General features: G+C 74.1%; 11 protein-coding genes. 7 read left to right on the forward strand and 4 right to left on the reverse strand.

Annotated features, from left to right (window positions below):
* Positions 1-4 precede the first annotated feature (4 nt).
* Both AGRA3207_RS35865 and bar read left to right on the forward strand, forming a co-directional pair.
* Positions 5-955: a carbamate kinase gene (locus AGRA3207_RS35865; protein WP_231331729.1), complete on the forward strand. Its 951-nt coding sequence runs from the start codon at positions 5-7 to the stop codon at positions 953-955.
* Positions 956-1,032: 77 nt separating this feature from the next.
* The gene (gene bar / locus AGRA3207_RS35870; protein WP_231331731.1) at positions 1,033-2,139 is read left to right on the forward strand and encodes a barbiturase; all 1,107 of its coding nucleotides are present in this window, start codon (positions 1,033-1,035) and stop codon (positions 2,137-2,139) included.
* Positions 2,140-2,252: 113 nt separating this feature from the next.
* Here bar and AGRA3207_RS35875 read toward each other — a convergent pair whose 3' ends face one another.
* On the reverse strand, positions 2,253-3,944 hold the full coding sequence (locus tag AGRA3207_RS35875; protein ID WP_231331733.1) for a hypothetical protein: 1,692 nt from the start codon (positions 3,942-3,944) through the stop codon (positions 2,253-2,255).
* A gap of 353 nt (positions 3,945-4,297) precedes the next feature.
* Between AGRA3207_RS35875 and AGRA3207_RS35880 the strand changes: the two genes are divergently transcribed.
* The 3 genes from AGRA3207_RS35880 to AGRA3207_RS35890 all read left to right on the forward strand — a co-directional run bounded on the left by AGRA3207_RS35880 (position 4,298) and on the right by AGRA3207_RS35890 (position 8,677).
* The gene (locus AGRA3207_RS35880) at positions 4,298-4,720 is read left to right on the forward strand and encodes a hypothetical protein (RefSeq protein WP_231331735.1); all 423 of its coding nucleotides are present in this window, start codon (positions 4,298-4,300) and stop codon (positions 4,718-4,720) included.
* A gap of 145 nt (positions 4,721-4,865) precedes the next feature.
* Positions 4,866-6,923: an ATP-binding protein gene (locus tag AGRA3207_RS35885; protein ID WP_231331738.1), complete on the forward strand. Its 2,058-nt coding sequence runs from the start codon at positions 4,866-4,868 to the stop codon at positions 6,921-6,923.
* A gap of 113 nt (positions 6,924-7,036) precedes the next feature.
* Complete coding sequence (locus AGRA3207_RS35890; protein WP_231331740.1) at positions 7,037-8,677, forward strand: carboxylesterase/lipase family protein; 1,641 nt, start codon at positions 7,037-7,039, stop codon at positions 8,675-8,677.
* A 79-nt stretch (positions 8,678-8,756) separates the two neighbouring features.
* On the opposite strand, the gene AGRA3207_RS35895 is transcribed toward AGRA3207_RS35890, so the two are convergent.
* Entirely contained in the window at positions 8,757-10,310 is a 1,554-nt protein-coding gene (locus AGRA3207_RS35895; protein ID WP_231331742.1) for an MDR family MFS transporter, read from the reverse strand.
* Between the two features lie 153 nt (positions 10,311-10,463).
* Positions 10,464-10,970 (reverse strand): CHAP domain-containing protein, encoded by a 507-nt coding sequence (locus tag AGRA3207_RS35900; protein WP_231331743.1) that lies wholly within the window; start codon positions 10,968-10,970, stop codon positions 10,464-10,466.
* Between the two features lie 201 nt (positions 10,971-11,171).
* On the opposite strand from AGRA3207_RS35900, the gene AGRA3207_RS35905 reads away from it, so the two are divergent.
* A complete protein-coding gene (locus tag AGRA3207_RS35905) occupies positions 11,172-11,963 on the forward strand; it encodes an SAM-dependent methyltransferase (RefSeq protein ID WP_231331744.1) in 792 nt (263 codons plus the stop codon).
* Positions 11,964-11,982: 19 nt separating this feature from the next.
* Here the strand turns inward: AGRA3207_RS35905 and AGRA3207_RS35910 are convergent, their stop codons facing one another.
* Complete coding sequence (locus AGRA3207_RS35910; RefSeq protein ID WP_231331745.1) at positions 11,983-12,609, reverse strand: TetR/AcrR family transcriptional regulator; 627 nt, start codon at positions 12,607-12,609, stop codon at positions 11,983-11,985.
* Between the two features lie 50 nt (positions 12,610-12,659).
* On the opposite strand from AGRA3207_RS35910, the gene AGRA3207_RS35915 reads away from it, so the two are divergent.
* Positions 12,660-13,601: an NADP-dependent oxidoreductase gene (locus AGRA3207_RS35915; protein ID WP_231331746.1), complete on the forward strand. Its 942-nt coding sequence runs from the start codon at positions 12,660-12,662 to the stop codon at positions 13,599-13,601.
* The last annotated feature ends 13 nt before the right edge of the window (positions 13,602-13,614 follow it).

Consider the following 13,614-nt stretch of genomic DNA (forward strand, 5'->3'; position numbering starts at 1 on the left):
CAGCATGCCGATTCCCGAGCCCGGACGCGTGCTCGTCGCCCTCGGCGGCAACGCCATGACGGGACCCGACGGGAGCGCCACGCCGGAGGCGCAGCGCTCCGCGATCGAGGCGGCCATGGAATGCGTCGCGGACCTCGTGGCCGCCGGGCGCGGCGTCGTCCTCACCCACGGCAACGGCCCCCAGGTCGGCAACCTGCTGGTGAAGAACGAGATGACCGCGGGCGTCGTCCCGCCCGTGCCGCTGGACTGGTGCGTCGCGCAGACCCAGGGGACGCTCGGGTTCACGATCGTCTCCGCGCTCGAGAACGCCCTGCGCCGCCGGGGACGGGCGGAACCGGTCGCCGCGGTGGTCACCCGCACCCTCGTCGACTCCCGTGACCCCGCGTTCGGCCGGCCCACGAAGCCGGTCGGCCGGTATCTTCCGCGCGCCGAGGCCGAGCGCCTCATCGCGCTCGGCCAGCACTGGGAGGACCGCGGCGCCCGCGGCTGGCGGCGGGTCGTCCCGTCGCCGGAGCCGGTCGCCATCGCCGACGCCGACGCCGTCCGCGCCCTGCTGGCGGCGGGGTTCGTCGCGGTGGCCGCCGGGGGAGGGGGGATCCCGGTCGCCGCGGACGGCGGCGCGGGCGTGGAGGCGGTCCTGGACAAGGACCTGACCGCCGCGCTGCTCGCCACGGAGGTGGGCGCGGACGTCCTGGTCATCGCGACCGATGTGCCCTACGCGATGGTCGGCTTCGGGACCGTCCGGGAACGTCCGATCGAGCGGGCGACCCCGGCCGAGCTGCGCGCCTTCGCCGCGGCCGGGCAGTTCACCGGGGGCAGCATGGGCCCCAAGGTCGAGGCCGCGGTCCGCTTCGTGGAGGACGGCGGCCGGCGCGCCGTGATCACATCGCTCGGCCGGATCGCCGACGCGGTGGAGAAGGGCGGCGGCACCGTCGTGGAGGACCGCGACGCCTGACATCCCGGGACCCGGCGATGGAAACAACATCCGGCAAGACCATGACCAAGGAACAACGAGAGAACGAGGTGGAACAGGTGCCGAGGCCGATTGAGGTCCACAAGGTGGCCATCGAGAGCGTGACCGACGCGTCCGGGCTGGCCCGGCTCATCGACGACGGCGTGTTCGCCGCCGACGACGTCCTCGCCGTGATCGGCAAGACCGAGGGCAACGGGGGCGTCAACGACTACACCCGCATCCTCGCCGACCGGGCCTTCCGCGAGGTGCTCACGGCGAAGGGCACCCGCTCGGAGGCGGCGGTGAAGGAGGTGCCGCTCGTCTGGTCCGGCGGGACCGACGGCGTCATCTCGCCGCACGCGACCGTGTTCGCCTACGCGCCGGTGGGCCGTTACCAGCCCACCGACGAGCCGCGGGTGGTCGTGGGCGTCGCGATGAGCGAGCCCATCCGGCCGGAGGACATCGGCCGCCCGGCGATGGTCGAGAAGGTCGCCGAGGGGGTGCGCGCGGCGATGAAGGCCGCGGGCATCACCGACCCCGCGGACGTGCACTACGTGCAGACCAAGACGCCGCTGCTGGTCCTGGAGACCGTCAACGACGCCAAGGCGCGCGGCTTCGACGTGTGGACCGAGGACACCCTGAAGTCGATGGACGTCTCCAACTCCACGACCGCGCTCGGCATCGCGGTCGCGCTCGGCGAGATCTCCATGCCGGACGCGGGGCAGATCCACCAGGACCTGTCCCTGTACTCCTCGGTCGCCTCGTGCTCGTCCGGCGTCGAGCTCGACCGGGCGCAGATCGTCGTGGTGGGCAACGCGCGCGGTGTCGGCGGGCGCTACCGCATCGGCCACAGCGTCATGAAGGACGCCCTGGACGCCGACGGGATCTGGGAGGCGATCCGCTCGGCGGGTCTGGACCTGCCCGAGCGGCCGCACCCCGACGACCTGGACGGCCGCCTGGTGAACGTCTTCCTCAAGTGCGAGGCCGACCCCACCGGGCGGGTGCGCGGGCGCCGCACCGTCATGCTGGACGACTCCGACGTGCACTGGCACCGGCAGATCAAGGCCACCGTCGGCGGGGTCACCGCCGCGGTCACCGGCGATCCCGCGGTCTTCGTGTCGGTCGCCGCGGTGCACCAGGGCCCGTCGGGCGGCGGGCCGGTCGCGGCCGTCGTCGAGGCGGAATGACCCCGCGCCGGGGCGGCCGGGATTCCGGACCGGGCCGCCCCGGCGCGGCCGGGTGAGCGATGCGGGCGCGGAGGACGCGCCCGGCCGGGCACCCGGGACCGCCGCCGCGGGCGTCAGCGCAGGCCGTAGGCGCGGGTCACCGTCTGTTCCACGGAGTTCCCGGAACCGTCGGCCGCCTTGAAGCGCAGGGCCACGTAGCCGTTGTGGGCTGCGGGGTGGGCGACCCTCGCGGTCCACCGGTCGGTGCCGCCGGAGGTGAGCGGCACGGTGCTCCAGGTGACGCCGTCGTCGAAGGACGCCTCCAGCGACGCCGACGTCACCGCGCTTCCGTCCACCTCCCGCTCCACGCCGACGTCGAGCGGGAACGTGGTCCCCGACGGCGCGCGGCCCGCGCTGTCGAAGCCGCCGGTGATCCGCGGCTGGAGCAGGCGCCGCTGGTCCTCGAACGGGTCGCCGGGCCGCTCGGCGGAGCGGAAGCCCCAGCGGGCGTCGATGCCGGTGACGTAGTTCGACCAGGCCACCTTGCGCCTCATGGTCAGGTCGAGCCGGAACGCGGCGTCCTCCGCGGGGACCGTCCAGTCTCCGGCGAGGGGGTTGTCGCTCTCACCGACCTTCTGCCCGTCGCGGAAGAGGGTGAGCTTCCCCGTCGTGCCGGTGCTGTAGTTGCCGGCGAGATTCTCGCGTCCCACCTGGCCGGTGTCGCCGAGCAGCGGACGGGCGAGGAGCAGCCCCTGACCGTGCCCGACCTTCATCGTGGGGCCGAACGCGGCCTTGTTCCAGACTTCGGAGTAGGTGGCGCCCGCGGTGAACGAGCGCAACGCGGACTGCCGCTCGGCCACCTGGATCGGGCCGACGGTGTAGAAGAAGTCCCCCCTCCACTTCACGCCGTTCGCGGTGTAGTAGACCCGCTGGGTGCCGGGCGCGGAGGCGAGGTGCGTGAGCCCCAGGGACTCGCCGGTGACGCCGTCGAAGTCGGCGATCACGACGTGGGGGCCCGCCCCGGTGGAGGCCACTCCCTGAGACGCGTAGGTGGTGTTCACCAGTGCGAGGCCGGCCGGTGCGGCGGTGAAGGTCAGCGCGGCCGGGATGCGGCCCGTCGTCGGGAACGCCAGTTTGTAGACGCGTGGCGAGGGCCGTGTGGCCGGCGGCTCCGACTGGCTCTCCACGTACAGGAAGTGGTACGGGCGGGTGGTCGCGGCGGACGGCCACGCGCGCAGGCCGACCTCGGGCCTGCCGCTGATCGTCGCCGTGATCTGCTGGCCGGCGATCGTCTGCACGAGCTGGGCGTGACTGTGGATCTCGGTGGCGGCCGCGGACGGGCCGACCGCCTTGAGCTCCGCCGCCGTCCGGGCGTCCAGGGTCAGGTCGACGTCGCCGTGCACGGACAACGTGGGATCGCCGTAGAGGGCCAGGTCCCGGGGGGCGTCCCGGGCGCCCGTGAGCACGATGCCGGTCAGGCTGTAGTCCCCGGGCGGCGCGCTGCCGGTGAGCGTGTCCCCGCTCTCGGTCAGCCCGATCTCGGCGCCCGTGGCCAGGTCGATGAGGACGGCCAGGGGGGCGACCCTCGTGCCGTCGATGTCGATGCCGCGGAGGGTGATCGTGTGGTCCGCGGACCCGGCTTTGCGCGCCGGGGCCTTGATCCTGCTGTGGCCGAGTTCGAAGGCGGGACCCGGGGGGACGGGGACCGGTGGCCGGGCGGCCCCTCCCGGGGTGGCACCGTCCGGGGCGGCCGCGGCCGCGTGGACGGGAACGAGGAGTGCCACGAGCGTGGCTCCGCTGATCAGGGCCGTTCTCAGACGCCTCACCTGTTTTCCCTTCTGCGCGATGACAGGAGGTCGAGGAGCGGGCGCAGAACCGGACGGGGGCCCTCGTGGAGGACCGCTCCTGCGGGGAGTTCCGTCCCTAACTTCAAGATCACCGTACGTGATCTTGAAGCTGGGGACGACCCCTAATCACCCACCCCTAGCGACCGGAAGGGCGCCCCCGGCCGGTGGATGCGGATCGGACGGAAAGCGGCGGCGGAACGGTCTGCAGGACGGGCGCCGCCCGTCCGTACCTTCCTGCCATCGCACGACGGGCCGGACGTCAGCGGGACGGACGGCCGACGACCGGCGGTCCGCGGGCTCGGCCCGGACCGGACCGTAGAGAGGACTGAACGATGACCACGACCGATGACCGGGACGGGCGGCCGGGACGGGGGCGCCGCGTCGCCACCGGGCTGGCGCTGGCCGGCGCCTCCGCACTCGGCGTCCTGGCCCTGCCGGGAGCGGCGCACGCGAGCGGCGGCTCGCTGTCCAACATCGTGCTGAACCCGGGCGGCGAGGCGTGCACGGCGGCGCACGCCGAGACCTCGGTGACGGCCACGGGCAGCGCCAGGCAGCCGGGACTGAAGTTCAAGCTCATCGGCCAGGGCGGCAGCGTGGTGACGGGGACGGGCTCGCCCGGGCCGGTGACCGCCTGGGGGGCGCAGACCCAGGCCGGCTGGTACAACTGGCAGGGCCCCGGCGACTACACCGCGTGCGCGAAGAACAACGGCACGACGAGCGTGTACCTGAACCTCCTCAGCATCGACACGGCCTGAGCGCGCCGTGCGGGCCCGCCGCGGGGGCGGCGGGCCCGCACGCCGGTGAGGCTGAGGTCTCTGCCAGGTAAGGCGGGATGCCGGGAGGATGGGCGATGTCCTGGTGGAACCACCGGGAGCCGTCGTGGCCGAGGGGGCACCGGATATGGCCCAGCGACTCGCCGACCGTCTCGCCACCGCCCGCCGCCGCGGCTTCGTCGGCCGGCACGGCGAGCTCGCGAGGTTCCGGGAGCTCCTCGCCGACCGGGACGCCCCGCGCGTGGTGTTCGTCCACGGGCCCGGTGGCGTCGGCAAGACGGCGCTGCTGCACCAGTTCGGATGGCTGGGGGAGCGGCAGGGGCGCCGCCTCGTCCGGCTGGACGGACGGGAGCTGGCCCCGGTGACGTCAGCGGTGACCGCCGCCCTCGGCGCGCAGCTCGGCGAACCCGGGGGCGACCCGCCGGCCGCGATCGGGGAGGTCCCGGGCCTGCTGCTCCTCATCGACACGCTGGAGGCCCTCGCGCCGCTGGACCGCTGGCTCCGCGAGGAGCTGATGCCCCGCCTGCCCGCGGACGCGCTGGCCGTCCTGTCCGGCCGGGACCGGCCCTCGCTCGGGTGGCGCGCGGACCCCGGATGGCGGGAGCTGCTGGAGACCATGCCGCTGGGCAACCTCGACCCGGCGGACGGGCGCCGGATGCTGGCCGCGCGCGGCTTCCCCGACGCCGACGGCGACGCCGCGCTCGCCTTCACCCGCGGCCATCCGCTGGCGCTGGCCCTGGTGGCGGACGCCCGCGCGCAGCGCGGCTCCGCCGTCGCCCCGGCCGCCCCCGACGTCATCGCGGCGCTGCTGCGGACCCTCGTGGACACCGTCCCGTCCCCCGGCCACCGCGCGGCCCTCGAAGCGTGCGCCCAGGTCCTCGGGCTCACCGAACCGCTGCTGGCGGCCATGCTCGACCGTCCCGGCACCGCGCCGCTGTTCGACTGGCTCCGCGACCTGTCGATCATCGAGCACGGGACGCGCGGGCTGTACCCGCACGACCTCGTCCGCGAGGTCCTCGCCGCCGAGGCGCGCTGGCGGAACCCCGACGGCCACGCCGCCGCGCAGCGCCGGGCCGCCGCCTACTACCGCGCGCAGTTCCAGCGCGCCGAACCCGCCGCGCAGCGGAACCTGCTCCTGGACTTCGCCTACCTGCACCGTGACAGGTCCGTCCTGAAACCGTTCCTGGGGAACCTCGGACCGGGCGGCACCGACGCCGACACCCTGCAGGCGACGGCGGCGGCGGACGGCGACCGCCCGTTACTGCGGTCATGGGTGGCGGCGCACGAGGGCGCCGAGGCCGCCGCCCTGTTCGACCACTGGGCCGCCCGCCAGCCCGGGGGCATCCTGGTGGTCCGCGACGAGGCGGGCGAACCGGCGGGCTTCTCGTTCCAGCTCGCGGTCGAGGACATGGACGACCGCGACCGGCGCGCCGACCCCGTGGCCGCAGCGGTGGCCGCGCACCTGGAGCGGGACGGCGGGCTGAGCGGGCCGGAGACCGCCAGGCTCGTCCGCTTCTGGATGGACCGGGACGCCTTCCAGGACATCTCCCGCGTCCAGACCTTCATCACGTTGCAGCTGTCCAGGTCGTACCTGTCCACGCCCTTCCTCGCCGGGACGTTCCTCACCTTCCGCGACCCGGACTTCTGGGCGGACGGGTGCGGCCACCTCGACTACCACCGGATCCCGTCCGCCGACGCCGAGATCGGCGGCCGCCGCTACGGCGTGTACGGCCACGACTGGCGCCGGGTGCCGCCGCTCGCGTGGCTGTCGCTGATGGCCGACCGGGAGGCCAGGCCCCCGGCGGCGGGCGAGCCGCCCCTGGACCGGACGGCGTTCGCCGAGGCGGTGCGGGCCGCGCTGCGCGACCTCGGCCGCGCCGACGGGCTGCGGGACTCCCCCCTGCTGCGGACGAGCCTGGCGGACCCTCCCGGCGGCGGGACCGACCGCGCCGCCGCGCTCCGCGACACGATCCACGAGCGCGCCGGCCTGCTGGAGGCGTCGCCCCGCGACCGGCGGGCCTTCCGCGCCCTGCACCACACCTACCTGCGCCCGGCCGGCACCCAGCAGCTCGCGGCGGGGCTGCTCGGCCTGCCGATGACGACCTACCGCCGCCATCTGCTCGCGGGGATCGAGCGGCTGACCGACCTGCTGTGGCAGAGCGAGCTCGACGCGCGGCGCCGGTGAGGGCCTCCGGACGGTGGGTCTAGACCCACCGCCGTCCTAGAGGAAGGACCCGTGTGCCCGCGCGGCGTCCCCGCCACGGTTGGAGGGAGCCACCCCACCGAACGGGAGATGTCATGAACGCAGCTCGGAAGCGGCGCACGCCGGGAGTCACCTTCGCCGCGCTGGCAGGCGTCGCGGCGATCGGGATCGCGGGCGCCGCCACGCCGGCCGTCCCGGCGGCCGCCGAAGACGGCGCGCTGGTGGTCACCGGCGACGGCCCGGTGCGGGGCAACGCAGGCGCGGACCACCGGGAGTTCCTCGGCATCCCGTACGCCGCGCCGCCCGTCCGGTGGGGTTCGCCCCAGCCGGCGAAGCCCTGGAAGGAGCCCCGGGACGCGACGAAGCCGGGCAGCGCCTGCGCCCAGAACGCGGGCTTCTTCGGGGAGAAGGCCAGCGACGGCGAGGACTGTCTCTTCCTGAACGTGACCACGCCCCGGCGTCCCGCGAACGGCACGCGGCGGCCGGTGATGGTCTGGATCCACGGCAGCGGATTCCGGAACGGCTCCGGTGCCCTGTACAGGCCGAGGGACATGGCGGTCCGCGGGGACGTCGTCGTCGTGACGGTGAACTACAGGCTGGGGCTCTTCGGGTTCCTCGACCACCCGTCCCTGGACGGCGGCCCGGCGCGGAACCGCTCGGGGAACTTCGGCCTGGAGGACCAGCAGGCGGCGCTGCGCTGGGTGCGGGCCAACGCCCGCGCGTTCGGCGGCGACCCCGGCAACGTCACGGTCTTCGGGGAGTCGGCGGGCGGGGTCAGCACGTGCTCGCAGCTCACCGCCCCGGGCGCCCGGGGCCTGTTCCAGCGGGCGATCGTCCAGAGCGGGCCGTGCACGGTCGCGAACTGGCCCGACTTCGACGGCACGCCCGACCCGGCCGGAAGCTGGCTGCCGCGGCCGAGGCGCCTCGCCGAGCGCCAGGGCCTGACGGTGGCCGCCAGGCTCGGCTGCGCCGATCCCGCGACGGCCGCGGCGTGCCTGCGCGCGCTGCCGACCTCGACGCTGCTCAAGGAGTCGGAGTACGGGTTCGCGCCGGTCTACGGGGGCGGGGGCGTGCTCCCGCGCTCGCCCAAGGAGGCCCTGGCCCGGGGCGCGTTCTCGAAGGTGCCGGTCATGCACGGCATGACCCGCGACGAGCACCGCACGTTCGAGGCCGCGCAGCAGCTGATGGGCGTCCCGCCGATGAAGGACGAGGCGGAGTACGCCGCGCGTGTGCGCACCTACGTCGGGGCGGGCAAGGCGCCCAAGGTGCTGGCCCGGTACCCGCTCCGGGACTACCGCTCCCCGAGCGAGGCGTGGTCCGCCCTCGTCACCGACGCGACGTTCGCCCGTTCCGTCACCGACGTCACCCGGTCCATCAGGGGACGGGTCCCCGTCTACGCCTACGAGTTCGCCGACGCCGGGGCTCCGTGGGTGAAAGGTGTGGAGACGCCCGGTTTCCCGACCGGCGCCTTCCACGCCGCCGAGTTGCAGTACCAGTTCGACACCGACTACTTCGACCGGAGCCGGCTGAGCGCCGTTCAGCGGCGCCTCGCCGACCAGATGACGGACTATTGGACGCGGTTCGCCCGCACCGGGGACCCCAACGGCCCGGGCTCGCCGACGTGGCGTGAAGGCGGGAACCCCGCTCAGGTGCTGGCACCCGGCAAGGGCGGCATCCGGCACGTGGACTTCGCGGACGAGCACCACTACGCCTTCTGGAACGCCCTCTACCGATGACGTCCGCCGCGGCGCCCGGGCTGTTCACGCCCGGGCGCCGCGGCCTCGTCTGCGGCATCGTCCCGCCGGTCCGCGGGGGTCAGCGAGCCGGTTCGAGGTTCAGCCCGGTCGCCTCGTCCTCGCCGGCGCCGGGCGATGAGGGGGCCGGGCCGCTGCCGCCTGCCGACCCCGCCCGCTTCGGCAGGAGGAAGGCGATCCCGACCATGACGGCGGACAGCAGGGTGGCGACGGCGAACGCCAGCCGCATCCCGTCGAGCTGGGCGAGGGTCTCGGTGACACCGTCGGCGATCCGGGCCTCGGCCCGGCCGGTCATCACGGTCACCACCAGGGCCGTCCCGAGCGCCGCGGCGACCTGCTGGAGGGTGCCCAGCATCGAGCTGCCGTGGGAGTACAGGGGCGCGGGCAGGGCCCCGAGGCCGAGCGTGAACACCGGCGTGAACGTCGTGGCCAGCGCGACCATGAGCAGCGCGTGCAGGCCGAGGATCTGCCAGTAGGGCATCGTCGCCGAGACCTGGGTGAAGCCGAGCAGGGCCAGGGCGATGCCGACGGACCCGGGGATGACCAGCCTCCGCCCGCCGAAGCGGTCGAAGAGGCGTCCGACGGTCGGGCCGAGCAGCCCCATCGCCAGGCCGCCGGGCATCACCAGCAGCCCGGTCTGCAGCGGGCTGAGGCCCCGCAGGTTCTGCAGGTAGATCGGCAGCAGCATCATCGAGCCGAGCATCGCGATGAACCCGAGCGACATCAGCAGCAGGGAGAGGGCGTAGGTGGTGTGCCGGAGGATGCGCAGGTCCAGCAGGGGGGTGCCGCGGCGCTGCAGCCGGAGCTGGCGGAGCACGAACACCCCGATCGCGGCCAGGCCCGTGAAGACGATCGCCGTGGGCGCCGCCGTCCCGTCCCCGCCGAACCGGCTCAGCCCGTACACCAGGGAACCGAACCCGGCGGCCGCGGCCACGACGCTGAACCAGTCGATGGTGCCGGCGTGCGGCTCCCCGACGTTCTCCAGCCGCGCCAGCCCCCGCCAGGTGATCAGGGCCGCGATCGGCAGCACCGCCGCGAACAGCAGCCGCCACGAGCCGAGCTGCAGGATCAGGCCCGACACCGCCGGGCCCATCGCCGGCGCGACCGAGATCGCCATGGTCACGTTGCCCATCACCCTGCCCCGGTCCTCCTCCGGGACGACCGTCATCAGCGTCGTCATCAGCAACGGCATCATCACCGCGGTCCCGGCCGCCTGGACGATCCGCGCGAGCAGCAGCACCTCGAAGACCGGCGCGGCGGCGGCCAGCGCCGTCCCGGTGAGGAAGACGACCATGGAGGTGGCGTAGGCCCCGCGCGTGCTGACGCGCTGGAGGAACCAGCCGGTCACCGGGATCACCGCCGCCATCGTCAGCATGAACGCGGTCGAGAGCCACTGCGCCGCCTGCTCGGTGACGTCCAGGTCCGACATCAGCCGCGGGATCGCGTTGATCATGATCGTCTCGTTGAGGATGACCACGAACGTGGCGAGCACCAGCAACCGGACCACGGCGGGCGTCGTGCGGGACCGGGGGCGTCCGCCGTCCGCGGCCTGGCGGCGCGCGCGGGCCTTCAGGCCGCCGCGCGGCTCGTCTGCGGGTTCATGTGTGGAGGTCATGCCGGAAGAGACCCGGGGCGACGCGAAAACTCATCGGCCGGAGCAGAAAATCCGTCCCGGCTCTCATGAAAGGCGTGCTCGGAGGCTCCTCGGTCCGGCCGGACGGCGCGGCCCCGGGCTCCGGCGACGCGGAACCCGGGGCCGCGCGCGGTCTCAGCGGGCGATGTGAATGAAGTTCTCCACCTCCCGGACCCTGATCTCCCGCTGCCCATACCGGTGCGTCCCGCGCCGGTTGTACTCCTCCACCAGCACCGTGCCGCCGCTGGAGCGGGCGACATAGGCGACGTGGCCGAACCTGCCGCTGTTCCACTGGGCGATCGAGCCCACCGTGGGGTTCTTGTCGACCCTGATCCGCGCGCGTCGTGCGGCGTCGTCCCAGTTGCTGGCGTTGCTCCAGCGCACCCCCTTGTAGTTGTTGTTGAAGCGGACGCCGCGCTGGTTCAGCCGCCACGCGGCGAACGACGTGCATTCCCGCTGGAAGAAGTTCCAGCGGTCCGGCTTGTCCCAGTCGCCGTTGCGGTAGGGGTAATCATCACCGGCCTTCAGGACCGGGCCGCCCGCGGCGGGCGGCGCGGGTTCGGCGGCCACGGCCGTCGCCAGGGGGACGGCAGGCGCCGTCCACAGCGCGATCACGGATGCCAGCAGTGCGGTCTTCCTCACGAGACCCCTTCCGGTCGAGGTACGGACGCTCAGGAGTCTGGCTGCGCGGAGGAGTTCCATCACGCAAAGTGACCGATTGTTTGCACTTGGTGTTGCCGCAGGTTGACCGGTTCAGGCGCCCGGCCGGAGATCGGGGACGAAGGAACCGGAGTGGGTACCAGACGCGTAGGCAGTCACGAGGACGCGGGGGAGCCGCCGACCATGGACCCACAGCACCAGATCGACACGACGGTGCCGCACTCCGCACGGATCTGGAACTTCTTCCTGGGTGGAACCGACAACTACCCCGTCGACCGGGCGGCCGGAGAGCAGGTCCTCACGGCCTTTCCCGGCATGGTCGACATGGCCCGCCAGTCCCGGCGGATGCTCACCAGGGTGGTGCGGTACCTGACGGGCATAGCGGGTATGCGGCAGTTCCTGGACATCGGCACCGGGCTCCCCACCATGGACAACACCCACGAGGTCGCGCAGCGGCTGGCGCCGGGGTCGCGGGTCGTCTACGTCGACAACGACCCGATGGTCGGAGCGCATGCCAGGGCGCTGCTGACCAGCACCCCGGAGGGCGCCACCGACTTCCTCGAAGCGGACGTGCGCGACCCCGGGGCCATCCTGGCCCGGGCCGGCCGTACGCTCGACCTCGACCGTCCCGTCGCGCTGATGCTCATGGGGATCCTCGGGCTGATCGGCGACGACGACCAGGCGCGCGCGGTCGTGGCGCGGCTCCTGGAGGCGCTGCCGCCGGGCAGTCACCTCGCCCTCTACGACGGCACCGACACCGACCCCGCGTACACCGCGGCCATCAGTGCCCACAACGCCCGTCCCGGCGTCGTCCCCTATACCCCGCGCGGCCAGGAGCGGATCGCCGCCTTCTTCGCCGGCACCGACCTGGTGGAACCCGGTGTCGTCCCGGTCACCCGGTGGCGGCCCGATCCCGGCCCGGAGGAGGCGGTTCCCGAGGTCGCCTGCGCCGGAGGCGTCGGCCGCAAGCCCTGAGGCCCGGCGCCCGCGCGCGTCATCCGTTCCCCGGAAGGGGCAGCCGGACGGCGGGCGGCAGCGGCGCGGGGACCGGCTCCGCGTGGAACGACTGGATCATCAGCGCCGCGAAACGGCGGGAGGCCGCGACCCGCGTCCCGCGCGACTCGGCGCGGATGCCCTCGTTCGCCATCAGCGCCAGCACGACGTCCTCCAGCACGACGTCCTTCCGCAGCCCGCCGGCCTCCTTCGCGCGCCGCATGAGCTCGACCAGCCCCCGCAGCGTGCGGTCGCGGTGCTCGGCGAGGTCGAACACCCGGGGATACTGCGAGAGGAGGGCGCGCGCGAAGCCCCGGTCGAGGGCGTGCGCCTCCATCAGCCTCTCGACGACCAGGCGGAACCCCCGCCACGGATCGGCCGTGGCGAGGCCCTCGTCGACGATCGTGATGCACAGGGCCATCTGCTCGGCGAAGGCGGCCGCGAGCAGCGCCTCCTTGGTCGGGAAGCGCCGGTAGACCGTGGCCGCGCCGACCTGGGCGCGCCGGGCGATCTCCCGGATCGGCACGTCGAGCCCCTCGGCGGCGAAGGCCTCGCGGGCCACGTCGAGGATGCGGTCCCGGTTGTCCCGGGCGTCCGAGCGCAGCTTCCGAGCGACTTGGGCCGTCACCGCTCTCACTTTAGCCAAGCGGACGGGGTGTTCCGTTACGGTCCGGGGGTATGAGAGCCGTTCAGTTTTCCGAGTACGGACCGGCCCGCGTCCTGCACGTCGCGGAGGTCGAGGAGCCGCATGCCGGACCGGGGGAGATCCGCGTCGCCGTCCGGGCGTCGGGGGTCTCGCCGGGGGAGACCTACATCCGCTCCGGGGCGTTCCGCGACGTGGTGACCACGACGCTCCCGTACCGCACGGGCTTCGACGCGGCGGGCGTGGTGGACGAGGTCGGCGACGGCGTCACCCGCACCGGGATCGGCGACGAGGTGTTCGGCATGACCGGCATGACCGTGCGCGGCGCGAACGCCGATCACGCGGTCCTGTCCATCTGGGCGCCGAAACCGGCCGCGTGGAGCTGGGAGGAGGCGGGCGGCGCCGAGACCGCCACCCGGGTCCTCGACCGGCTCGGGGTCGGCGCCGGGCACACCGTGCTGATCCAGGGGGCGGCCGGAGGGGTGGGCACGATCGCCGTCCAGCTCGCGGCCGCCCGCGGTGCCACCGTCATCGGCACGGCGAGCGAGCACAACCATGACCTCCTCCGCTCGCTCGGAGCGCGGCCGACGACGTACGGGACGGGGCTCGCCGGACGGGTCCGCGCGCTGGCACCCGCCGGGGTGGACGCGGTGTTCGACTGCGCCGGGGGAGCGCTGCCCGACCTCGTCGCCATCGCGGGCGACCCGGCGCGCGTGGTGACGATCGCTCCCGACTTCACCGCGGCCGCCCACGGCGTGCACCTGTCGCACGGGGCCCCGGCCGGTGAGACGGGCGAGGCCCTCGTGACCGACGCCGATCCGCTGGCGGCCCACGGCCTCGCCATCGCGGCCGACCTCGCCGGCCGGGGACGGCTCCGGATCCCGGTCGCGGCGGTGTTCCCCCTCGCCGAGGCCGCGTCCGCGCATGAGCTGAGCGAGAGCCGCCATGCCCGCGGGAAAATCGTCTTGATGGGCTGAAGCGCCCCTCCCG

This window comes from Actinomadura graeca (genome assembly GCF_019175365.1).
Taxonomy (GTDB): Bacteria; Actinomycetota; Actinomycetes; order Streptosporangiales; family Streptosporangiaceae; genus Spirillospora; species Spirillospora graeca.